The organism is Kitasatospora sp. NPDC059146, assembly GCF_042786665.1.
Taxonomy (GTDB): Bacteria; Actinomycetota; Actinomycetes; order Streptomycetales; family Streptomycetaceae; genus Kitasatospora.
In genome coordinates this window covers 1-23,507 of record NZ_JBHZCY010000106.1, presented here as the reverse complement: position 1 = coordinate 23,507, position 23,507 = coordinate 1, and the positions used below count along the sequence as shown (strand labels likewise).

At 74.7% G+C, this 23,507-nt stretch carries 9 protein-coding genes; 2 read left to right on the top strand and 7 right to left on the bottom strand.

Annotated features, from left to right (window positions below; translation table 11 throughout):
- Positions 1-156: 156 nt before the first annotated feature.
- Both ACFXPX_RS32880 and ACFXPX_RS32875 read left to right on the top strand, forming a co-directional pair.
- Positions 157-807, top strand: coding sequence for a response regulator transcription factor (locus ACFXPX_RS32880; protein ID WP_380644292.1), 651 nt, complete (start codon positions 157-159; stop codon positions 805-807).
- The gene (locus tag ACFXPX_RS32875; protein WP_380644291.1) at positions 804-2,078 is read left to right on the top strand and encodes a sensor histidine kinase; all 1,275 of its coding nucleotides are present in this window, start codon (positions 804-806) and stop codon (positions 2,076-2,078) included. The genes ACFXPX_RS32880 and ACFXPX_RS32875 overlap by 4 nt, the downstream gene beginning before the upstream one ends.
- A 95-nt stretch (positions 2,079-2,173) precedes the next feature.
- Here the strand turns inward: ACFXPX_RS32875 and ACFXPX_RS32870 are convergent, their stop codons facing one another.
- The 7 genes from ACFXPX_RS32870 to ACFXPX_RS32840 all read right to left on the bottom strand — a co-directional run bounded on the left by ACFXPX_RS32870 (position 2,174) and on the right by ACFXPX_RS32840 (position 23,370).
- Positions 2,174-4,012, bottom strand: coding sequence for a hypothetical protein (locus ACFXPX_RS32870; protein WP_380644290.1), 1,839 nt, complete (start codon positions 4,010-4,012; stop codon positions 2,174-2,176).
- Complete coding sequence (locus ACFXPX_RS32865) at positions 4,005-9,308, bottom strand: hypothetical protein (RefSeq protein WP_380644289.1); 5,304 nt, start codon at positions 9,306-9,308, stop codon at positions 4,005-4,007. Before ACFXPX_RS32865 ends, ACFXPX_RS32870 begins: the two co-directional genes overlap by 8 nt.
- Positions 9,290-12,577, bottom strand: a complete 3,288-nt coding sequence (locus tag ACFXPX_RS32860; RefSeq protein WP_380644288.1) for a hypothetical protein — start codon at positions 12,575-12,577, stop codon at positions 9,290-9,292. The genes ACFXPX_RS32865 and ACFXPX_RS32860 overlap by 19 nt, the downstream gene beginning before the upstream one ends.
- Entirely contained in the window at positions 12,574-13,746 is a 1,173-nt protein-coding gene (locus ACFXPX_RS32855) for a Kelch repeat-containing protein (protein WP_380532974.1), read from the bottom strand. Before ACFXPX_RS32855 ends, ACFXPX_RS32860 begins: the two co-directional genes overlap by 4 nt.
- Before the next feature lie 62 nt (positions 13,747-13,808).
- The gene (locus tag ACFXPX_RS32850) at positions 13,809-18,527 is read right to left on the bottom strand and encodes a DUF6603 domain-containing protein (protein WP_380644287.1); all 4,719 of its coding nucleotides are present in this window, start codon (positions 18,525-18,527) and stop codon (positions 13,809-13,811) included.
- On the bottom strand, positions 18,520-21,090 hold the full coding sequence (locus ACFXPX_RS32845) for a hypothetical protein (RefSeq protein ID WP_380644286.1): 2,571 nt from the start codon (positions 21,088-21,090) through the stop codon (positions 18,520-18,522). The genes ACFXPX_RS32850 and ACFXPX_RS32845 overlap by 8 nt, the downstream gene beginning before the upstream one ends.
- A gap of 267 nt (positions 21,091-21,357) precedes the next feature.
- The gene (locus tag ACFXPX_RS32840; RefSeq protein WP_380594723.1) at positions 21,358-23,370 is read right to left on the bottom strand and encodes an aldehyde dehydrogenase family protein; all 2,013 of its coding nucleotides are present in this window, start codon (positions 23,368-23,370) and stop codon (positions 21,358-21,360) included.
- Between the last annotated feature and the right edge of the window lie 137 nt (positions 23,371-23,507).

Below are 23,507 nucleotides of genomic sequence, written 5' to 3'. Positions count from 1 at the left end.
GGTGCTGACCCCAGCAGTTCTACGGACCGGCCGGTGAGCCACCCGTGAGCGTGCGCCTAACCGTCGGCTAACGCCCACCGGGGCATCCTTGATCCGCCGGGCCGCCGCGTGTGCCGCAGCCGCGGCCCCCAGCGGATCCGAGCGGAGTGGGACCAGATGCGAGTACTGATCGTCGAGGACGAGCGGGAGCTGGCGGCGATGCTCGCCGAGGGCCTGCGCGCGGAGGGGATGGTCTGCGACATCGCCCCCGACGGCGCCCGCGCGCTCGAAATGACCGCCGCGGCCGACTACGACGTGCTGGTCCTGGACCGGAACCTGCCGCGGCTGAGCGGGGACGCCGTCTGCCGGGCGCTGGACACCGCCGGCTACCCGGCCCGGATCCTCATGCTCACCGCCGCCGGCACCCTGTCCGACCTCGTCGACGGCCTCGGCAAGGGCGCCGACGACTACCTCGCCAAGCCGTTCTCCTACCTCGAACTGGTCGCCCGGCTGCGCGCGTTGGCCCGCCGCACCCCCACCGGCACCACGGTGCTCAGCCGGCACGGCATCAGCCTCGACACCGTGCGCAGGGTCGCCGAACGCGACGGCCGGCCGTTGCGGCTCACGCCCAGGGAACTCGGCGTCCTCGAACTGCTCCTGGCCGCGGACGGCGCACCGGTCACCACCGAACAGCTCCGCGACAGCCTCTGGGACCCGGCGCTGGACCCCGCCACCACGGCCGTCCGGGTCACCGTGCACTCGCTGCGCCGCAAGATCGGCGAACCACCGCTGATCACCCACGACCCCGGCTACGGGTACCGGCTGTGAGGCGGCCCCGCACCGGACCCCGCACCGAACCCCGCACCGGCCGCCGACCTGCCCCGTACGCCCTGCCCCTGCGCACCAGGCTGACCCTGGCCACGACCGCGCTCTTCGCCACCCTCGGCTGCGGCCTGCTCCTGCTGAACTGGTTGAGCGCCCGCCAACTCCTGGAGGCCAACCGCAGTCTGGTCGTCCCCACGCTCGCGCAGGCGACCCCGGCGCCGCTCGAACCCGAGCCCACCGGCCCGGCCATCGGCGCCCCCACCGGCTTCCCGTCCGGCGCCGACACCGTGCCCGCCGCACCCACCACCCCCGCCCAGGGGTTCGCCGACTTCCAGCACACCGTCCTCGCCGACCTGCTGACCCGCTCCCTGCTGCTGCTCGCCGCGTTCACCGTCCTCGCCGCGCTGCTCGCCTGGTGGGCCGCACGCCGCTCCCTGCGCCGCCTCCACCAGGTCACCGCCGCGGCCCGGCGGATCGGCACCGGCCGCGCCCTGGACGAACGGCTCGGCCTCACCGGCCCGCACGACGAGGTCCGCGAACTCGGCGACACCTTCGACGCCATGCTCGACCGCCTCCAGCGCAGCTTCACCGCCCAGCGCCGCTTCACCGCCCACGCCTCGCACGAACTGCGCACCCCGCTCACCCTCCAGCGCACCGCGCTGGAGATCCCGCTCGCCCAGGGCCGCGTCCCCGCCGACCTGCTCCCCGCCCTCCGGCGCGCGCTCGACGCCAACGCCCGCACCGAACGCCTCATCGACGCGCTGCTGACCCTGGCCCGCGGCGAGAGCGAGCACCTCACCCCCCACCCCGTCGACCTCGCCGACACCGCCGGGCACGCCCTCACCGACCTGGCCGACGAGACGGCCGCCGCGGCGGTCACCGTCACCACCGCCCTCGACCCCGCACCCGTCACCGGGGATCCCGCCCTGCTGCGCCAGGTCGCGCTGAACCTGCTGGCCAACGCCGTACGGCACAACCACCGCGACGGAACGGTCACCATGACCACCGGCACTCGCGGCGCCCGGGCCTTCATCGAGGTCTCCAACACCGGGCCGACCCTGGATCCGGACGAGATCCCCGCCCTCTTCGAACCCTTCCAGCGCGGCCCGGAGCACCGCACCGAAGGCGCGGGGCTGGGACTCGCCGTGGTCCACGCCGTCACCCTCACCCACCACGGCACCGTCACCGCCGTCCCGCGCCCCAACGGCGGCCTCACCGTCCGGGTCGAACTCCCGCTCCGCGATGCCCCGGAGACCGGGAGCGGCCCCGCCTGAGGACGGGGCACCGCCTCGACGAGCTGCCGGCGACCGTCCGCAGCACGCCGCCGTCACGGCGGCGCTGTCACGGCGTCGGCGTCACGGCGACTTCGTCACGGCGCCTTCGTCGGGGTGTCGACGAGGAGGTCGAAGGCGAGGCCGCTGGAGCCCTCGCCGCGCCCGGCGCCGCGAGCGGCGCCGAGCCACACGCAGACCCGTCCGTCGCGCCACCTGGTCCGGTGGTAGGCGACGGTGAGGCGGGTGCCCGACTGCGGCACCTCCTCCTGGTTGACGAAGTACGCGTGCGGCGTCGTCGCGTCCAGCCCCTCCCGCAGCAGCGAGGTCCTCGGCTGGACGGGCGGCAGGACGCCGACGACGTCGGGCATCGCCGCGCGCTGGAGCTGGATCGTGCGGTTGTCGCCGGGCACGTGCACCGGGATGAACGGGATCCAGTTCTCCGGGACGGAGTTCATCGCCTCGTAGGCGATCGGCGCGAGCGGCCCGTCCGGTGGGGCCGGCGGGTGCAGCCGCAGGTGGTACGCCTGGATCTCGGAGGCGACCTCGCTGCCCCGGCGGCCCTCGCCGGTGGCCTGCGGGACGGTCAGTTCGATGCCCCAGACCAGGTCGGCGTTCTCGTCGCGGACCAGCGACACCTCCTCCAGCGACGGGCCGTCGGCGATCTTCGGCACGCTCGCGGGCAGCAGCAGGCCGGTGTCCGCGGCGGTGGCGGGGCCGGCGCCGACCGTGTCGAGGGTGAACATCGACCAGCGCTGCCAGTCCTCCTCCCGCCCGGTGCCCGCCGGGGTGATCCACAGCCGCTGCCCGAACACGTCGGTGATCGCGAGGCCCTGGATCGACGCCAGCGTCCCGACCGGCAGCTCGCACGGGAGCTGGAACCAGTCGTTGCTGTAGACCAGCGCGAACTCCAGGAAGATCAGCCGGGCCAGGTCCGTGCTGTCCGGCGAGACCGCGGCGAAGTTGGTGCCGCCGTCCTCCACCGCCCACCAGCGCGACAGCGGCATGCCCGAGTAGCGCAGCCGCGCCGGGAACACCGTGCGGTTGATCGGCGGGGGCGGCGGCTCGGTGCCGCCGACCGGGGCGGTCGGGTCGTTCGAGAAGGCGTACCAGTCCAGTTCGCCGCCCGGGTACTCCCGCGCGGTGAGGACCTTCTCGGCCCCCGAGGGGTCGGTGCCGGCCACCGAGAACCGGTGCTCCAGGCGGCGCGGGTCCCAGGCGTCGTCCGCCTGCGGCTGGTCGATCAGGTCGTCGAACCAGGCGACCAGGCCGTCGCCGAGCGCGTCGAGCGCGGCACCGTGCAGGTGCAGCAGGTCGTCGACGCCGTCCGAGGCGCGGCCGCCGTCCTTGATGTGCCGGTAGAGCAGGTAGCCGTCCATCCGGCGCCCGGCGACGGCTTGCAGGGTCGCCCAGACCTCCGGGTGGGCGACCCGGGGGGCGTCGCCGTCCCGGGTCGGGTCGGGCAGGGCGACCGGGTACAGCCGGACGTACTGGCCGCGGAAGTCGAAGGCCACGCTGCCCAGCAGCGGGTCCCGGCCCAGCAGTTTGAGCCACCGCCGGCCGATCGACAGCCGCAGGTCGAAGGCGATCCGGTCGGCGCCCGCCACGAACGGCACCGCGCGCCGCTCGGCCAGGGTCTCCAGCGGCCGGTCCGGCGGGAGCGGTTCGGCGGCCCCGTCGGCCGGGCGGAAGCGGCTGGGCCGGGCACCGGCGATCGAGTAGGTCGCGGTGACCGGGGAGCCGGCGTCGCTGCCGCGGAACTCGCCGAGCTGCCACTGCCGGGTCAGCAGCCAGAGCGGGTCGCGCACTTCGGCCCGCAGCGCCCGCGCGAAGTCGGTGGTGCGCGGCCGGCCCTCCAGCCGGTTCCAGATCCCGACGGTCGGCCGGGCCCGGTCGGTGAGCGCCTGCGCCAGGTCGTCGATCCGGGGCTCAGTCATGGGCGGCCTTCCAGCGCTGGTTGGCGATCGCGAGGTCGGTGGAGATCGTGATCGGCTGCCGGGTGGCGGACAGGACGGTGGCCGGCAGCAGTTGGGCGTAGGCGGTGCCGTCGAGGTGCTCGGGTTCGACGCCCCGGGACTTCGCCAGGTCGAGGGTCTCCCCGATCGCGGCGATCAGGTCGTCGGTGTCCCAGGTGCCGGTGCGCACCGGCGGCACGACCAGCAGCATCGCCTGCGGCGGTTCGGAGTCCGGCCCCTGGTAGTGCACCGCGATGCCGGTGGTCTCGCGGTCGGCGGGGACGACCTCCGTCCACTCGTCGAACAGCAGGCCGACCCGGGTGGGCGGGGGGACGAGCGGGTCGGGTGCGTAGTGGGCGGTGAACAGCACCTTGTCCTCGGTGATGGTCGTGCCGGGGGCGAACTCCATGGCCAGCCAGTGGTCGTCCGGCCGGTACGGCAGCTGGATCGGCGTCAACTGCGGTTCGGCGGAGCCGAGCAGGTCGCCGAGGAGTCCGCCGGGCCCGCGCAGGGCGTCGCTCAGCAGGACGGCCTTCTCCCACAGCCGGGGCTTCTCGCGGACCCGCGCGATGCCGTGCGCCCAGTCGTCGACGGGGAAGTCCCGGCCGAACGGCGGCCGGGTGAGGTGCCGGACGAGTGCGTCGCTGTCGCCGAGGGCGTTCTTCCAGTCCGCGGCGAGCTGCGGGTCGGGGGTGAACTCCGGTACGGCGAGGACGTCCTGGCCGAGGAGGGCCTTGAGCGCCTCGATCGCCGCGCCGACCTGGTCCGGCCCGGTGACCGCCGCGTCGTGGTCGGCCAGGGCCTTGTCCGCGGCGGCGAGCCGGGCGAGGATCTCGGTGCGCAGCGCGTTCGCGCGGTCCAGCAGGTCGCGGCCGAGCAGGACGACCCGGTCCTGGAAGGGCTGGAGGCTGAGGTCGGTCGGGTCGAAGTCGGTCAGCGGGAGCTTCGCGGCGACCTCGGCGAGCAGCGCGCCGAGCGTGGTGCTGGCCGTCCCCGCCTGCGCCCTGAGCGAGCGGAGCTTGAGGTCGAAGGCCTGCCGCCGGTTGGCGACGACGAGGCGCAGCTCCGCGGGCCGGGCCGGCAGCGGCGCGGTGGGCCGGGTGGCGATCAGCCGTTCCGCCTGTTGCAGCAGCCGGAAGCGCTCCGCGTCGGAGGTGCCGGCCGGCAGCCTGTCGTAGCCGGCCAGCAGCGCGTCGGCCTTGGCCAGGGCCGTGGTCATCCGGGTGGCGGCCCCGGCCACGGCGGTGAGCACGTCGGTGAAGACGCCGCGGCGCCACAGGGCGAGTTCGCTCCAGCCGCTGCGGACCGTGCCGAAGCCGGAGGCCGTGGTGACCAGGCCGGCGTACCCGGTGAGCAGGGTGTCGATGCCGGCGAGGATCTTCGGGCGCTGGGGCGGGGCGCCCGCCGGGTAGAGCGGTGCGAGCGCGGCGAGGTAGGTCTCGACGTCCTTGCGCAGGGCGTCCAGGGAGGCGCGTACCGCGGCCGGGCGTTCCCGGGGCAGCGAGACGGCGGTGTCGGCGGCCCGGTCGGCGGGGGCGGGCCCGGCGGCGGGCACCAGGTCGCTGGGGCGCAGCGGCCGGGCGGTGGTCAGCAGTGAGCGCAACGCGCCGATCAGCGGGGAGAGTTCGAAGAAGGTGACGGGGTCGAGGAGCTGGCCGGCGGCCGGGCCGGTGATCCGCTCGGTGTAGCGGATGGTCAGTTCGGCGTCCGGCCGGGGGTTCTCGGCGGTGATGACGACGCCGACGATCCGGTCGTCGAGGTCGGTCATGGCGCTCTCGCCCGCCGGGCGCAGCGCCCAGAGCAGGTCGATCGGTTGCAGGCCGGTGTCGGCCTGGCTGACGGCGCGGCTGCGGGCCAGTCCGGTGACCGGGTCGGTCCAGGTGACCAGGGCGACGACGGAGGTGGGCGGCGGGAGCAGGGTGGGCAGCCAGGCGTTGACGGCGGGTTCGGCCTGGGCGCGCGGGGTGGTGCGGGTCAGCGGCGGCACGCCGTGGTCGGGGGCGAGGCCGGGGGTGAGCCGCAGGCCGAAGCGGTGGGTCAGGGTGGTGCCGCTGCGGGGGGTGGTGACCACGGCGGGTTCGGGGGGCAGGCCCTCCTTGGCGTACGCGTCGAGGGTGGTGGAGGCGCGTTCGTGGTTGCCCAGCAGTGCCTGGTGGGTGCTCTCGGCGACGGCGAGGTCGGCGAGTGCGTCGTGGACGTCCAGCAGGTCCTGGACGGCCTGGTCGACGACGGCCTGCTGGTCGGGGTTGACCGCGGGGAGGCCGTCCAGGCCGAAGGGGTACGTGGCGGGGACGTTGTTGCGGGTCACGTGGCGCACCAGGGCGAGGCCGTCGACGACGTTGTGGGCCTCGATCTGTTCGATCGCGAGGGGTTTGGACGGGTCGGGCCGGTCGGCCTGCTGCGGGACGGTCTGCGCGATCCGGCCGGCCCGGAGGGGGAACCTGAGGCGCAGGGCGGAGATCAGGAAGTCGACCTCGGCCCGTTGGTGGCTGTCGTGCAGGGCGCGTTCCAGCCGGTAGCCGAGCAGGGCGCCCAGGGACTGGCCCTGTCGCATGCCGTCGAGCAGGCCGAGCGCGATCCGGACCCGCCCGGAGCTGAGGTTGACGGCGAACGAACCGGGGTTCTGCGGTGAGCCGTTGGCGAGGTAGCCGGCGCGCAGGACGGCCGCGGTGCGGGCCTGGCCGGGGGACGGCGCGTGCAGGTGGCCGCCGTTGCGGTCGTCGTGCACCAGCGGTTGGCCGCCCTGGAAGACCTGGGCGAGCGGGCCGGTCAGGGTGACGGGGGTGAGCTGTGTCCCGCTGGGGCGGACGGACTCCAGCCAGCCGTACGCGCCGAGGTGGAGGCCGCGTTCGGCGGGGGCGGTGCCGTCGGGGCCGTACCGCAGTTCGGCGAGCCGTTCGTTGGCCAGGCCGAGGCGCCAGGCGTCGAGCCGGTAGGTGGCGCAGTCCAGGTGTTCGGCCAGGACGCGTTCCAGCCGGGCGGTGGGCAGGGTGGCCAACAGGTCGAGGGCGGCGGCCTGTTCGGCCAGCCGGGCGGTGCCGGGGGCGGTGCCGAGGACCCGCGGGATGTGGTCGACGACCAGGCGGCGCGGGTCTCCGGTGATCTCCGGTGCGGGCGAGTAGAGCCGCCGGAACCGGCTCTCGCTCGGGAGGGTGCGGCCGGGCGCCGGGATCCTGATGTGGATGAACGCCGGGTCCGCCGCGGCGATCTCGGCGGGGCTCGCGATCCGGGCGGCGATGGCGAGTTCGGTGGCGGCGTCCGCCCAGCCCAGCAGCAGCGCGTGGCGCAGCAGCAGGTAGAGCAGCGCGGACGGCCGGTCGTCCGCGGGGAAGCCGGCTTCGGTGCGGATGGTCTCCAGGTCGGTGCGGGCGTGTGCGGCCAGCCACTGGAGGTAGTTGGCGCCGTCGGCGGTGTAGGGCCGGACCGGGTCGGTCTCGGAGAGCGGGCGGTCGTCGACGGAGGGGGCGAGCAGCGGGTGCTGGGTGTCGACGAAGAGGCGGCGGATCAGGTCCGGGTCCTGGGCGGGGCCGCTGTCGGGGTAGCCGAAGCGGGTCAGCAGGGCGCGGATCGGGCCGGGCATGTTCAGCCGTTCCAGGGCGGGCAGCACGGTGGAGCCGAGCGCGCCGAGGTTCTCCCGGTTGAAGACGTCCTCGACGCTCTGGGCGTACCGCTGGTAGTACTCGGCGGAGGTGGGGTGCAGGGCGAGGATGTCCAGCAGGTGCTGGTGGGCGTCGTCGGCCCGGCCGCCGAGGTGGGCGACTCCGGCGGCGGCGGCCTGCCAGTCGGCGGCCGCGGCCTGGAGCACGGTGTGCAGGCCGCGCCGGTGGGCGGCGGTGGGCGCGGTGTCCGGCCAGGCGAGCCGGGAGAACGCGGTGGTGGGCAGGATGCCGTAGGGCTGGCGGCCGATCCGTACGGTCGGGACGGGGCCCCGGCCGGAGACGTGGCGGAGGTGGAACTGCCGGGTCTGCTCGACGACGTCGCGGCCGAACACCGGGTGCAGCGTGGTCTGCAGGTGGTAGCCCCAGGTGGCGGGCCACAGGGCGGTGTGGGCCGCGCGGGCGTCGCGCTGGTCGGTGCCGTCGGCGTTGGGCATTCCGGCGAGGTCGGCGGGGTCGATGCCGAGCAGTTCGGCGAACCACTGGCCGTCGGTGCGGGCCGTCCAGTCGGTCCCGGCGGGGGCGGCGCGCAGTCCGGCGGCGGAGCGCAGGCCCGCGTCGGCCTCCTGGGCGCGGTCGAGGCCGGCGGGTGCCTGGGTGGTGTTGTTGGTGGGGGTGCCCTGGGGCAGCAGGCTGAGCCCGGCGGGGCTGCGGAGTTGGCGGGTGAGCAGGGCGGTGAGGTCGGCGGCGGACTGGTCCGGGGTGGACTGCCGGCGCAGGCCGAGGACCACCAGCCGGTCGAGTCCGCCGGCGAGGTCGGCGGTCAGCGGGATCCGGAAGCCCATGCCGACCGTCACGGCCCGGTCGAACTCGATGAGCCAGCGCAGTGCGTCGGGGACGGTCAGCACGCCGGTGCTCTCGTCGACCGTCAGGTCGGTGGAGGTCGGGTCAGGGCTGACCGGCAGGCTCGCCGGGACGGGCCGGCCGTCGATGTCGACGACCTTGCGGCCGCCGGCCCAGCCCAGCACCCGGAAGCGGTCGGGCAGCAGGCCGGCCCTGGCCGCGACCGTCCAGGATGTGGGGGCGATGCCGTCGGCGGGTGGGCGGGGCACGACCAGGAAGGCCACCAGTGCGGTGCTGCCGGTGTCGAGCGGGGCCGCTTCGATCCCGGCGGGCCGGCGGGCGGCGATCGCCGCCGCCCTGGTCGGGCCGACGGCGGCGAGCAGCGCGGTGTCGGCCGCCCGCAGAGCGGCCCGGTCGCCGCGGGCGCGCCAGACCGCCGTCCAGTGGTCGACGGTGGGTTGGCGGTCGGCCGCGGGGAGCGCGGTGTCGCTGCGGACGACCAGCACGGTGGTGCCGGCGGGTACCGGCACGGGCCGGTCGGCCGGGTTGGCCGGCCGGTGGTCGCGCAGCAGCCAGCCGGCCCGGCCGGCGGCGATCCGGCCGACCAGTTCGTGCCAGGCCGCCCGGTCGCCGACGGGGTCCCCGCCGGTGCGCCACAGGGCCGTCCAGTACGCGTCGAGGGCGGAGAGTTCGGCCTCGGTGGGCCGGGGTTCGAAGGAGTCGACCGCCCACTCGTCGGGGAAGACGCGGACCAGCAGGTCGGTCGCGGTGAACCTGGTCTCGATCCGTACCGGGCCGAGCAGGACGGGGTAGTCGTCGCTCAGGGCGTTGTCGGCCATACCGGGAGCATCTCCTGTGCGTGGATGGCGACCATGACCGGCGCCCGGAAGAGGATGTAGGCGATGTCGGCCGAGCTCAGCCGGGAGTACCAGAGCGGCAGGGCGCTGTCCTCGGTGCGCTGCTGCTGCTTCTCCAGTTCGTCCGGGGAGCCGTCGAAGGGCGCGAGCGGGACGTGGGTGGCGTCGGTGAACTCGACGAAGCCGAGGTGGTCGGGGTCGACGTGCTGCCAGGTGAGGTCGTTCCAGACCTTGACGGGCGGCAGCGGGCCCTCGGGTTCGTCGACGCCGAAGCGCGGTTCGCCGGGGCGCTCCTTGAGCACGAAGAACCAGCCGGGGTCGCCGGGGGGCCGGCCGCGGGCCTCGGCGGCGTCGAGGTCGAAGCCGAGCAGGTAGACGTCGGGTTCGACCTTGGCCTCGTAGAGCGGCAGCCGGATCAGCTCGGCGGTCGGGTGGTCCTCGTCGGGCAGCGGCGCGGGGACGCGCTCCCCGGTGGTGACCGGGTTGCCGTCGGCGTCGAGCGGCCAGGCGGCCCGGTGGGCGTACACCGCCGTGTTGGGGTACTTCTTCAACAGCTCGCCGCGGATGACGAGCACCAGGTCCTCCTTCTGCGGGGTGCCGGGCGGCTTCTGCGGGGTGCCGGGCTGCTGCCGGTTGTCGTTCTGGCCGAGCAGCGCGGCCGGGCCCCAGCGGTGGACCGGCTGGATGTCGTACAGCCGCTCGCGGCGCTCTTCGGGGGTCTCGCCGAGCTGCGGGAGCGCCGCGCGCGGGTCCCAGAACTGCCGGAACGGGGTGCCGCGTTGGTCGGTCGGGTACTCGCGCCAGAGCAGCTCCCGGGCCATCTCGTGGTTGAGGCCGACCAGGAAGGACTCGATGAACCGGCGGTTGTTGGCCAGCAGGGTGATCGAGTTCGCCGGGATCAGGTCCAGGTGGGGGACGAACACCTCCACCGAGAGGTCGATCAGCGACTGGTACATCGGCAGGTCGATCACCGGGTAGGCCATCGCCTCGATGAACTCCTCGGCGAAGGGCCGCAGCCGCTCGGGCACGTCGACGGAGCCGAGCAGGCTCCTCGGGACGGTGGTGTCGGAGCGCAGCCGGGCGAGCACCGCGTCGGTGGTCCCGGCGACGCCGAGCCGCTCCCGGGGCACCGGCCGGCCGACGGCGGCGGAGGCGTCCCAGCCGTCGTAGAGCTCGTGGAGCGCGCCCTTGTACCGCTGGGCCTCCGGGCTGTCGACGGTGCCGCCGGTGGTCGGCGGGACGGGGTCGCCGATCTCCTTGAGGACGAAGTCCGGGCTGTTCGGGAGGGAGCCGACGGGGTTGGTGGTCCCCTGGGCCGCCCGGGCGCCGCTGCCGGGGTGGAGCACCTGGTCGAGCTGGCCCGGGGTGACCAGGGCGGCCGGTTTGACCTTGGGCGCGGCGGCGGTGACCGCGCCGGTGGCGGCGTCCATCCGGGGCACCAGCGCCTCGCGGGGCTGCTCGGGCGGGAAGGTCAGCGAGCGCATCAGCCGGCCGCCGGGGCGGGTGAGCCGGCGCATCGCCGCGGACAGCGGGGCCGCCGCGACCTGGCTGGCCGCCACCTGGAAGCCGACGGCCAGTTGCTCCGTCAGTGGCTCCGCCGTGCCGCCCGCCCCGGCGGGCCGCCGCCCGGCCGCCGGGGCGGCGGCGGGGGTGGTGACCCGGGGGTGGGCGGGGGCGGTCAGGGTCAGGTACTTTCCGGTCGGCGGCGGTGCCACCGCGCCGGGCGGCGCGGCCGGCGGGTCCAGGTGCTTGACCTGGAGCCGGTGGCCGACCTCGCGGGCCAGGTGGGCCGCGCGGATCCGCGCGTTGGCCTCCAGGACGTCGCCGATCTGGGCCCAGGCGGCGTCCATGAACTCGTCCTGCCGGGCCTGGACGACCCGGGTGCCGAAGTTCGCGGCGACCCGGTTGCGCGGGTCGAGGTTGAGCCGGTGGACCCAGTTGCGGTTGGCGGGCGAGGGCAGCGGGTGACCGGCGTCGTCGACCAGCAGCTTGGAGGTGAGCGCGTGCCAACGCCCGTACAGCGGCGGGGTGATCACCGGGTCGACCCCGGCCGACAGCGCCCGGGCCTGCGCGCCGGGCAGGGCGGCGTGCGCGGCCGCCGGGGTGCGGTCCTGGTAGGCGTCGGCCAGGTTGACCAGGTTCGCCAGTGCCTGCTGGAAGGGGTGCGGGTAGGGCGCGGCGGGAGCCGGCGCGTCGTACCAGTTGTCCCAGTTCTCCCAGTCGTCGACCGGCCGGCCGGGTGGCCGGGGCACCTGGAGCGCGCCGCCGAGCCGGAGCACCCCGCCGATCGACGCCGGGGTGGTGATGGGGGGCAGGCCGGGGCCGGCCGAGCGGTGCACGTCCATGTCCCGGCGGCCGACCTCGTCGGCGGGGCGGCGCGGTTTCAGCAGTGTGACCAGGTAGCGGAAGTCGCCGTTGTCACTGGTGGTGAAGGACCACCGGAGGTAGTACGGCAGTCGGCCCTCGCCCTTGCGGTCGGGGTAGTGCGGGCCCCAGGCGGAGTACAGGGCGCCCGGCGCGAGGGCCGGGTCGAGGCCGAGCCCGGCCAGCCGCCCGGTCTCGAACGCGGGGACGAGGAAGGCCTCGTACGTCCGGTCGTGCTGGAGGTGGCGCGGGCAGACCAGCCGGGAGCAGGCCCGGTCCGGGTCGGTGCGCAGCACCTCGGCGAGGCTCTGGAGCACCGGGTCGCCGGGGCCGGAGAGCTCTCCGGCCACCACGGCGTCGTCCAGCGAGCCGTGGACGTGGACGTGCGCCCAGGCGCCGAGCTGGTCCGGCGGGGGCAGCGCGCCGGGGTTCTTGACGGTGACGAACGGCAGCGGGGCTCCCCCGGCGCCCTCCTCGAACTCGGCGGGCGCGCCGGTCGCGTCGGTCCTCGCGGCCAGCACGACGAGCGCCAGCCAGGGGGCGAGGCGGTCGGTGGAGCCGTCGGCCGCGGCCGGGCTGTAGCGCCAGGGGAAGTCCTCGTCGTAGAACTCGATGTGCGCCAGGTGGTTGGGCTCGATGTTGGTGGTGCCGGGCAGCGGCTCCCGCCGGGAGACCGCGCGGGGGTCGATGCCGACGACGTCGCCCGGCCCGTAGAGCTGCACCGGCCGCTCGACGGTCCGGCTGAGCGGGGTGCCGTCCAGGGCCTCGCCGGTCAGCAGCAGCTTGACCGGGACGGTGGCGCGCTCCGAGGTGCCCGGGTCGCCGGTGATCCGGGTGGAGAGGCCGGAGCGCAGCCAGGGCAGGAACGAGTAGCCGTTCGCGGTCACGCGCCGCTCCCGTCGAACAGTTCGGCGGCCGCGGTGAGTTCGGTGACCGTCGGGTCGGCGGCGGCCAGGCCGGAGCGGGCGGCGCCGCCGGCCGCGAGCACCCGGTTGTCGGGCAGCAGCGCGGCGGCGAAGCCCCACCGGCCGGTGAGCAGCCCCGGTTGGGTGCTCCAGGTGTCGGTGCCCGCGTCGTAGCGCAGGACGCTGCGGTAGCCGGCCTCGTCGGCGTCGCCGCCGGTGCCGCCGGCCACCAGGACCCGGCCCGGGCCGAGGGCCACGGCCCGGTGCCGGGCGCGCCCGGCGGGCATGTCTTTCGCGGCCGTCCAGGCGCCGGTGGCGAGGTCGTACTTCTCCGCCGTCCGCCGGCTGAGCGGGTCGAAGCCGCCGTCGTCCCCGGCGCCCGGTGCCCGGCCGCCGGTCACCAGCACGGTGGTGTCGGAGAGCGCGGTGGCCTGGTGCAGGGCGCGCGGGTGCAGCAGGTTCCCGGTCGGGGTCCAGGCCTTGTGGTCCGGGTCGTAGAGCTCGCAGAAGGCGAGCGCCGGGTCGAGGTCGGTGCCGACGGGGGCGGTGCCGCCGACCACCAGGACCTTGCCGTCCTTGAGCACCACCGCGGGGTGGCCGGAGCGGGCGTCGGTCATGTCGCCGACGGTCGTCCAGCGGGTGGCGTCGGTGGTGGCGGCGGGGTCGTACAGTTCGGCGGAGCGCAGGGCCCGGGTGGTCCGGCCGTCCCGGACGGCGCTGCCGCCGGCGACCAGCACCAGGTTGTTCGGCAGCAGCACGGCGCTGTGGCCCCAGCGGGCCTGGTTCATGGTGCCGGCCGGGGTCCAGGTGTCGGCCACCGGGTCGTAGACCTCGGCCGAGGCCAGGCCGGGCGCGGTGGAGCCGCCGATGCCGCCGGTGACGAGGACCTTGCCGTCGTTGAGCACGGTCACCGTGTGCAGGCGCCGGGGCGAGGGCTGGGTGGCGGTGGGCTTCCAGGTGTCGTCGGCCGGGTTGTAGACGGCGGCCCGCCCGAGTGCGGCCCCGCCGGCGTCCGCACCGCCGACGACCAGGACCTTCGTGGTGCCCTTGAGGACGACCGGCCCATCGTGCTGGCCGTACCAGGCGGTGGGCCCGGCCAGGTCGTGGGCGGCGGTCCACTTCGCTGCGGCCACCACGGTGGGACTGGTCATGGTGTCGAACCTTCCGTCGTCGGGGCTTGCGTCGTGGGCTACCGCCGTCAGGGTCTACGTCGTCAGGGGGCGTACAGCTCGGCGGTGGCGGCGGGTTCGGTCGGGGCGGGACCGGGGGCGGCAGCACCTGCCAGGGCGGTGCCGCCGGCCACCAGCACCCGGCCGTCCGCCAGCTCCACGGCGGCGAAGTCGGACCGGCCGGTGGCGAGGGGCCCGGTGGCCGTCCAGGTGCCGAGGGCGGGGTCGAGGACGGTCACGTTGCGGTGGCCCGCCGCGAAGGCGGGGCCGCCGGTGCCGCCGATGAGCAGCACCAGGCCGGAGCGCAGGGCCAGGCAGCGGTGGCCGCGGCGGCCGCCGGGCATCGGGCCGAGGGCCGTCCAGGTGCCGGTGGCCGGGTCGTAGACCTCGGCGGTGGCGAGGCTGTGCGGGTCGTAGCCCCCCGGATCGGTCACCGTTCCGGCCGCCGGGTCGCCGCCGGTGACCAGGACGCGGCCGTCGGCGAGCAGGGTGGCCTGGTGGCCCTTGCGGGCGGTCAGCAGGCTGCCGGTCGGGGTCCAGGAGCCCGTCGCCGGGTCGTGGAGTTCGCAGTGGGCCAGGGCGGCGTCCGGTCCGCCGGTGGGCAGTGCGCCGCCGACCACCAGGACCTTGCCGTTCCTCAACAGGACGGCCCGGTGCCCGGTCCGGGCGTCGGTCATCGGCGGGCCGGCGGCGGACCAGGTGCGGGCGACCGGGTCCAGCAGCTCCACGGTGGCCAGGGCCCGGCCGTCCGTTCCGGTGCCGCCGGTGACCAGCAGCCTGCCGTCGGGCAGGACGGTCGCCGCGTGCCCGTGGCGGGCGGTGGTCAGCGCTCCGGCGGTGGGCGCCCAGGTGCCCGGGGCCGGGTCGTAGACCTCCGCCGTGCCCAGCGCGGGGCCGGGCGCTCCGCTGTCGGCGGAGCGGCCGCCCACGGCGACCACCCGGCCGTCGCCGAGCCTGCTGACGCTGTGTCCGCGGCGGGCGGTCGCCAGGGGCGGGGCGGCCGTCCAGGTGGCGGCGACCGGGTCGAACAGGGCGGCGGTGGCCAGGGCCGCGCCGGTGGCGTCCGCTCCCCCGGCGACCAGCACCGTGCCGCTGGTCAGCCGGATCGCCTCGACGCCCCGGGCGGCGGACGGGAGGCTGCCGCCGGCGCTCCAGCTCCCCGGTGTGGCGGGCGAGCCCACCGCCTCCTCCTCCGGGATGACGTGCAGCCGGTCGGCGAGGCTGCCGTCCCGGCCGATCCAGTCGGCGAGGGCGTCCTGGGCGGTGGTCCGGCTGCGGAAGGTCGCGGCGGCGAGGCCGCCGGCCGGCGGGTGGGCCTGGACGTTGTTGCGGAGGTTGGCGACGACGTAGCGCCGGTCGGTGAGGCGGACGGTTTCCTCGGGCGGGAAGGGCTGCCGGAGCCTGGACTCCCGCTGCGAGACCGGCGAGCGGCTGGTGCTGCTGCCCTGGAGCAGTTGGTTGAACACCGCGGGGCTGACGTCGTGGAAGCGCTTGGGCGCGGCGGTGCCGGAGCCGGCCGCCATCGGGACGACCCGGCGGGCGGCGGCGGCGCTCGCGGGCATCCCGCTGTCGATGACGTGCAGGTCGTACCGGGCGCTGCGGCGGACCACCCGGGGCGAGAGCAGGGTGCCGGCGGCCGCGGTCAGTTCCAGTCCGGCGTCCTGGTTCTCGTACGCCGGCCGGGAGAGCTTGGCGGCGTCGTCCATGTCCTGGAACTGCGCCATCGCGAACTGGTCGCCGGTGACGGAGACCCGGACCAGGCCGCTGTCCGGCGCCGGCGCGATGGCGAACCGCCGTCCGTCGCTGGGCCGTTGGGCACCGATCCGGTCGAGGCGGACGTCCAGCGGGATCGCGCGCTGGCGGACGAGGAGCGTGCCGAGCGGGTGGAGCACCAGCTGGTCGGTGTCGGGCAGGTGCCGGAGGGTGACGAGGGGGTTGAGGCCACCGGTGGGCAGCCTGGTCTGCCACCCCTCGGTCTTGCCGAACTCGCCTTCCAGCAGCGGGAGTACGGCTACCGGCGGGAGCGTGGTGTTGTGCTCCTCGCCCCAGCTGATGTCGAAGTCGGCGGAGATCTCGAAGAACAGCAGGGAGATGGAGCCGCGTCCGTGCGCGCGCCAGGGCGAGGGGCCTTCGAGCGCGAAGTCCAGGTCGATGCCGAAGACCCCGACGCCGAAGGCCTTCAAGGTGACCCCGGCGGAGATCGCGATGGTGAACGCGAACGGCGAGAAGCGGAACATCGCGTCGAAGGAGAGGTGCCCTTCGATGCCGAACCCGCCGAATCCCAGCCGGAGTTCGGCCGCCGCGCCGAACTGGACGGTGTTGCTGGTGACCGCGAAGTAGCCGGAGACCCGGATCAGTTGGCCGGGGCGGTTGAGGATGTCCACCGAGAGCCGCTTGGGGACGGGGAAGGGCAGCGGCGGCGGTTTGAAGGACGGGTGGAACCCGCCGACCGTCAGGACGAAGTCCGGTGAGTCGCCCCAGGCGACGAGCAGGCCCATCCCGCCGTCGATGGTCATGGTGAGGATGTGGGAGTCGAAGAGTTCGGCGAAGAACCAGAGCCGCGACCGGTCGACCTCCAGCGCACCCACGAAGTTGACCTGGAGCGCCAGCAGCGGGAGGTCCTGGCTGGGCAGGACGCACCGGAGCACCCCGAGGACGGCGATGTTCCCGGGCGGGATCTCGACCACGACCCCGAGCGAGACGCTGACCAGCGTCGGGGTCCCCCAGCCGATCTTCGCCATCGGCCCGATCAGGAACCGGCCCTCCTCGGGCGGGAAGAAGCGGCGCAGGTCGGAGAGGATCCGGGGGGCGTTGGCGATGACGTCCTTGGGGAACATCACCGATTCGACCGCGCCGGACCGGACGCCCTCCGCCAGGGCCTGGAGGTTCATCCCGCGGTTGAGGCCGATCAGCCCGCCGACGGCGAGCAGGGTGAACCCGTAGCCGAGTTGGATGCCGGTGGCACCGAAGTCGGTGGTGATCACGATCAGCAGCGAGAAGCCGTCGCTGCCGTCGGGCATCCGGGTGGTGATCAGGCCGATCGCCTTGAGCTCGACCAGTCCGGCGAACTCCAGGTCGAGGGCGCCGGCGTACTCGCCGTGGTCCGGGTCGAAGGACAGGTACCCGCCGCCCTTGACCGGCCCGGCGTCCACGGCCAGGCCCACGCCCTTGGGCGGTTTGAAGCCGAAGGAGAGGTCGACCGGGCCCAGGTTGCCGTCGCCCCCGGACCGGAACGCGATGTCCGCGGAGAGGCCGATCTGCTCCACGACGGCGGTGACCGGGCCGAGTCGGGCGCGGAACGACACCCCGAGGCCGATCGGCAGCCCGTCCGGGCCGGGCGAGGCGGAGATGGTCAGGCCCTGGATCTCCAGCGGGCCGAGCTCCAGGTGCGTCGGGAGCTGGATCTCCAGGTTGGAGGTGCCGCGGAAGTAGAAGCCCTGCCGGTAGGAGACCCCGACGGTGAGGTCCGCGCCGACGGTGAACCCGCCGGCCGGCAGGACGGCGCCGACGAAGCCGTCCGCGCCGGCCGGCGAGAAGACGAACTCCAGCCCTTCCAGGCCGAATTCGGCGAAGAAGTCGACGGCGTCCCCGACCAGCCGGACCCCGCCCGCACCGGCGATCCGGCGCAGCTGGAGCCGCGTGCCGCCGGCCGAGCCGAACAGCACCTGCGGCTCGCCGGTCGGGCCGGACCGCTCCACCTGGACGTCGATCGACCCCTTGGCGTGGACCGGCCCGGTGGACGACTCGAAGCCGAGGAGCATCTCGATACCCCGGCCGGGCCGCACCAGCAGCGCGACGCCGCCCTGGAGGTCCAGGTCCCCCCGGATGGTGACGGCGATGTCCGGCCCGAGTTCGAAGCGGAAGCCCTGGCGGCCGGTGAACGAGGGCAGCAGCGCGAGGCCCGGCGGGGCGCCGCCGACGGCGGGCAGCGGCAGCAGCCGGACGGCGGCGGCCATCGAGGCCGAGGGCTGGACGCGCTGGAAGAGCACGGCGGCCAGCGTCGTGGGCGGCGGGCCGAACGGGTCCGGCGGCGCGCCCTGGAGCGCCAGCGCGGTCGACGGCGGGACCTCCCCGGTCTCGACGTTGGCGCCGATGGTCCGCAGCAGGTTGTCCAGCTGGGAGAGCAGCGCCGGCTGGTCGAAGTCGGCGGTGCCCCAGCCGAAGGCGTCCTTGAACACCTGCGAGGGGTCGGCGAGCGTCCGGGGCAGGTCGCCGAGGTCGAGGCCGAGGTGCACGTACGGCGGGCGGTTCCCGGCGGCCGGGGCGTACCGGGCCTTGACCACGCCGAGGCCGCGCAGGGCGAAGCCCAGTGTCGGGTGGTAGCGCTGCAGGTAGGTGACGATCAGGAAGTCGAGGAGCTGGCCGGGGAAGAGGGTGGGGAAGCCGTCCGCGCGCAGCACGTCGGGGATCGCGGAGGCCGGTGCGTCGGTGATCGCGTGGATGCCCTTGACGACCGCCTGGACGGCGCCGAGGGCCCGCTGCACGTCGTCCGGCGAGAAGGAGGCCGCGGCGGAGGCACCGCCGTCGCCGACCGTGCCGTCGACGTTCAGCCCGCCGTCGCCCAGCAGGGTGTGCAGGCTGTCGTAGAGCGTCTCGACGGCGCCGCGCAGGTCCACGAAGGGCTGCGGGACGTCCGTGACGGACCAGCCCAGGCGGCGCAGCAGCCCGGCGAAGGCGGCCGGTCCGGCCAGCGCGTCGCGCAGCGGCAGCAGCGCCTGCCCGACCTCCGCCAGGATCCGTTCGAAGGTGCCCGGCTCACTCATGCCGCTTCGCCTCCTCCTTGGACTCCGGGTAGAGCTTGCTGTCGAGGAGCGCGTGGAAGGCGGGGTCGACCCGGTTGACGATCAGCCAGGCGCAGACGTGGCAGAAGTCCTGGGCGCTGCCGCGCATCTTGCAGCGGCCGGTCGGCCGGTAGTGGGAGGCGGAGTAGGTGGCGCCGCCCTCGTAGATCCCGATCAGCCGGGCGCCCTTGCAGGGCGGGCTGAAACCCGGGATGTCGACGGGGGTGTCCTCGCCGGAGTTCCGCTTCTTGTTGTCCGGGTCCAGGTTGAGCGGGGCGCGGCTGTTCCGGAGGAAGGTGAGGACCTCCGGCTCCACCACGAGGAGCGGCTGGTGCTGCCCGTCCTTCAACGGCGCGAAGACGATCGATCCGGCCCGGAACGTCGGGAAGGGGGCGCTGCCCGCCCTGGTGAGGATGATCGCGCCCTCCGCGGGGAGGACCTTGCCGACGATCAGCCCGTCCAGGTAGTGGGCGGGCTTGGTCTCCAGCGGGAGTTGCTGCCCGAGGGGTTTGATGCCGAAGTCGCGCAGCCGGACCTCGGTGAGGAGGGCCTGGGCCTGCTGCCACTGCGCGGTGTCGCGGGTGCCGATGGCGAGCCGGACGCCCTGGACCGGGCTGGTCACGTTCTGCGAGTCGGCGAGCAGGACGGCGGCGAGGCGGATCCGGGGCAGCTGGAGCCACTTGACCTTGTCCGCGTCGATCCGCCGGTCCTTCGGGTCCGTGCCCGGGCCGATCCGCAGGAATCCGAACACCGAGACGTTGTCCGCAGGCAGGTCCGCCGCCAGGCTCCCGTCACTGCCTTCACCGTCGAACTCCTCGTACTCGTCGGCCAGGTTGAAGCTGTGGCCGAACTCGTGGGAGACCGTGCCGATGATGTCGTCGACGTCCACGGCTATGTCGGAGGGCGGGTCACGGCGCAACTCCCGGCGGTCCGTCGCATTGGCGTAGACGTAGGAGAGACCCTGGTACTTGTTGACCGTCTGGGCCGTCACCGTCCGGCCGTTGAGATTGGTCCCGCCGGTCACGCCGTCGTTGACGATCATGGCGATCAGGCCCCGGCTGCGCTGGAACCTGCCGTCGTCGGGCTGCCACTGGTCGCCGACCGCCACCGCCACCGTCGAGTCGGCGACCTGGAGGCTCCGGACGTAGCGCAGGAGGGTGTTGGCGGGGTTGACCAGCCCCGCTCCCATGTACAGCTCCGGCGGGTGCCGACGCGGGTCGAAGGTCAGGCTCCGGGTCGGCCCGCTCTCGTAGAACTCGTACAGCCTGGCGACGAACTCCTTGACCCCCGCGGTTCCCACGCCGTCGTCGGCGGGCCTGCCCACCGGGCCCGTACCCGAGGAGCGGTCGGCGAGCCGGCGGCCCAGCTGGAAGCCGAAGACGGTGTCGCGGGCGTGCAGGATCCCGACCGACTGGTGCTTCTTCCACGCCGTGACGAGGTCCTCGCTGACCCTGGCCGGGTCGACGTCCAGGTCCTGCGCCCGCCACGTCGCCACCAGGCCGGACCGCTGGTCCCCGCGCATGGGCAGCCCCACCCGGCGGACCAGCTCCTCCAGCGTGTAGAGCGCCCCGCCGCCGATCGCGTTGGACGGGATCGGGAACCCGGTGCCCCTCGCCCGGCCCGCCTCGACCGTCTCCTCGCCCGCCGCGACCCGGAATCCGCAGGTGACGGTGTGCTGTGCGGAGGGGGTGAAGGACGCGAAGGCGTTGAAACCGCCCCCCAGCATCCCGTACGGCTCGTGCGCGGGCTTCTCGAACAGCTCGTGGATCGTCCTGGTGACGATGGAGTCGAACTTCGCCCGCTCCTGCTCGCGGAAACCCTCGGCGAGGAACAGCACGTTGTGCTTGCGGTCGAGGACCGTCAGGTCCTTGGCGCCCCACTCCTGGGTCACCGCGTGCGGCGCGGCGTAGTCGACGACCTGGACCGGCAGGAGCTGCGCCCCGCCCAGGCCGGGGAACAGGCCCGACAGCACCCAGGGGGCGCCCGGCTGGGTGGCCGCCACCCCCCGGACCCGGCCGTTCGGCGTCACGGCGAGCTGCCGGGTGTCGGCCGGTACCAGCTGGACGTACCCGTGCCCGGTGATGTCGCCGATCAGGTCCGTCCCGGCACCGGCGTCGTCGCTGAACTTCGCGTACAGCGACGGCTGGGCGTGCGCGACGGTGGAGTCCAGCGCGGTGGTGAGGGAGTCGTTGCCGAACCACCAGCCGACGACCGACCGGTGGACCTGGAGCCGCCCGACGAGGTACTGGCCCCCGGTGTGCGCCTGGAAGAGGAACACCCCCGGGGTCGTGGCCGTGACCACCCCGGTGTCCTTCCGGTACGTCGGCACCCCGTCGAACCGGTGCCCCTTGGCGTTGAACGGTGCGAAGAACTCGACGTCGCACGCACTTGACGGGACCGGCACGACGTCGAACCCGCCCGTCGCGGGCGTGCGCTCCGTACGGGTGGCCAGGGTCAGGGTCAGCGGCGGCGTACCGGCCAGCGCCATGTGCAGGTCGCAGTGCGGGAAGAGCACCAGGTCGGCAAAGGGAACGGGATCGGTCACGGCGGCGACTCCTGTCTGCCGTCCACACGTCGGGCCCACCGGCGCCCGCGGGTGCCGGTTACTCCGCAACCATAATGACCGGGACATGCGAATCCAACGATCCGTCAAGTCAATGCCCTGAAAGGGTATTTCCGCGCCGAGTGACGATCGGCCGGTGTCGGAGCACCGGCGGTTCGCTGCCACTTCCCGCCCCTTCCAGCCCGTTTCCGACCACCTCCGGTCGGAGGTGGTCGGCGGGCGCCGCAGCCCCGTCCCGTCCCGTGGCGGTCAGCCGAGGGGCTTGTCGAGGACGGCCTTGGCGTGGCTGAACGTGTCGATCGAGTACTCGCCGTGGTAGCGGCCCATGCCGCTCTCGCCCACGCCGCCGAACGGCAGCTCGGGGACGGCCAGGTGGGAGACGGTGAGGCCGAAGACGAGGCCGCCCGAGGAGGTCTCGGTCGCCAGCCGCTGCTTGGTGCGCTCCGACTCGGTGAAGGCGTACAGCGCGAGCGGCTTGTCGCGCTCGTTGATGAAGGCGATCGCGGCGTCCAGGTCGGGCACGGCGATGATCGGCAGGATCGGGCCGAAGATCTCCGACCGCATCACCGGCGCCTCCGGGGAGACCTCGGCCAGCACGGTCGGCGCGAGGTAGCGCTGCGCGCGGTCGTGGTCGCCGCCGATGACGGTCCGGCCGTCGCCGAGCAGGGCGGTGAGCCGGTCGTGGTGGCGCTCGTTGACGATCCGCCCGTACTCCGGGCTGCTCGCCGGGTCCGCCCCGTACAGGGCGTGCACGGCCTCGGCCAGGTGCGCCTCCAGGGCGGTGGCGGTGTCCCCGATGGCGAGGATGTAGTCGGGGGCCACGCAGGTCTGCCCGGCGTTCTGGAACTTGCCGCGCGCCAGCCGCTGGGCGGTGACCGCGAGATCGGCGCCGGGCTCGACCACCACGGGGCTCTTGCCGCCGAGCTCCAGGGTGACCGGGGTCAGGTGCTCGGCGGCGGCCGTCATGACGATCCGGCCGACCTGGCCGTTGCCGGTGTAGAAGATGTGGTCGAAGCGCTGCTCCAGGAGCGCGGTGGTCTCCGGCACACCGCCCTCCAGTACGGCCACGGCCTCCCGGTCCAGGTAGCGCGGCAGCAGCCGGGCGATCGCCGCGGAGGTCGCCGGGGTGAGCTCGCTGGGCTTGACCAGGGCGGTGTTGCCCGCCGCGAGGGCGCCCACCAGCGGGGCGAGCGCCAACTGCAGCGGGTAGTTCCACGGCGCGATGATCAGCACCACGCCGAGCGGGTCGCGGACCACCCGGGCCTCGGCGGGCAGGAAGGCGCCGGGGACGGCGGCCGGCCGCGGCTCCAGCCACTCCTCCAGGTGCGCCACGGTGTGGTCGATCTCGTTCAGCGTGAAGCCGACCTCGCCCCGGTAGGCCTCGGTCGCGCTCTTGCCCAGGTCGGCGTGGAGCGCGGCCAGGAGGGCCTCGGACTGCTCACTGAGCAGCGCGCGCAGCGCACCCAGCTGGGCGAGGCGCCAATCGAGCGGCCTGGTGCGGCCGGTGGCGAACGTGGCGCGCAGGCGTGCCACCACGGTGGCCGGGTCGGTGGACACGGCGGCGACCAGGGTGCGGGCCAACTCGGCGGAGGAGCCCGGGTTCTGGCCGGTGTAGAGGTTGCGGTCGATCACGGTGTGCGGCGTGAAGGGCGCGGCCTCGACGAAGTCGGCGCCGAGCTCGACCAGGCGGTCCTGGACCAGCCACTCGGCGCCCGCGGCCAGGCCCACGGCCTGCTCCTCGGCGTTGGTGAAGGCGGTCATCCGGTAGCCGGCGAACGGCCAGCCGCCGTCCTCGTCCCGGGCGGCGAGCAGCGCGGCGGGGGCGTGGCAGACGACGCCCAGCGGCTTGCCCGAGGCCAGCGCCCGGGTGAGCAGCCGACCGGAGTCCTCGTCCACGGCGAGGTCCTCCATCGGGCCGTGGCCACCCGGGTAGAAGACCAGGTCGTACGCCTGCGGGTCGACCTCCGCCAGCTTCGCGGGGTGCTCCAGGTCCGCGCGGACGGCCTCCAGGTAGGCGGCCAGCCACTCGGCCTTCTCCTGGCCCCCGCCCGCGGCGCCGCCGTTGGCCTCGACGCTCAGGCTGCCCCGGTCGACGGGGGCCGGGACGCCGCCGGGGGTGGCGATGGTGATCTCGAAGCCCGCCTCGGTGAAGATCCGGTGCGGCTCGGCGAGCTCCTCGGCCCAGAAGCCGGTGGGGTGCGGGGTGCCGTCGGCGAGGGTCCAGTGCGTGGCGCCGGTGACGACGAAGAGGGCGGAAGTCATGGGTGGTGCTCCAGGTCGGCAGGGAAGGGGCGTTGTGGGGTGGGGTGGGGTGGGGTGGGGTGGGGTGGGGTGGGGTGGGGTGGGGTGGGGTGGGGTGGGGAGGGGCGGGGTCGGCCGGTCGGTCAGGACTTGTCGGG

What these genes read in the sequence shown, in the direction of transcription:
- ACFXPX_RS32865 (WP_380644289.1), bottom strand. Translation starts at nt 9,308, where the DNA reads ATGGCCGACAACGCCCTGAGCGACGACTACCCCGTCCTGCTCGGCCCG.
- ACFXPX_RS32880 (WP_380644292.1), top strand. Translation starts at nt 157, where the DNA reads ATGCGAGTACTGATCGTCGAGGACGAGCGGGAGCTGGCGGCGATGCTC.
- ACFXPX_RS32850 (WP_380644287.1), bottom strand. Translation starts at nt 18,527, where the DNA reads ATGAGTGAGCCGGGCACCTTCGAACGGATCCTGGCGGAGGTCGGGCAG.
- ACFXPX_RS32870 (WP_380644290.1), bottom strand. Translation starts at nt 4,012, where the DNA reads ATGACTGAGCCCCGGATCGACGACCTGGCGCAGGCGCTCACCGACCGG.
- ACFXPX_RS32840 (WP_380594723.1), bottom strand. Translation starts at nt 23,370, where the DNA reads ATGACTTCCGCCCTCTTCGTCGTCACCGGCGCCACGCACTGGACCCTC.
- ACFXPX_RS32855 (WP_380532974.1), bottom strand. Translation starts at nt 13,746, where the DNA reads ATGACCAGTCCCACCGTGGTGGCCGCAGCGAAGTGGACCGCCGCCCAC.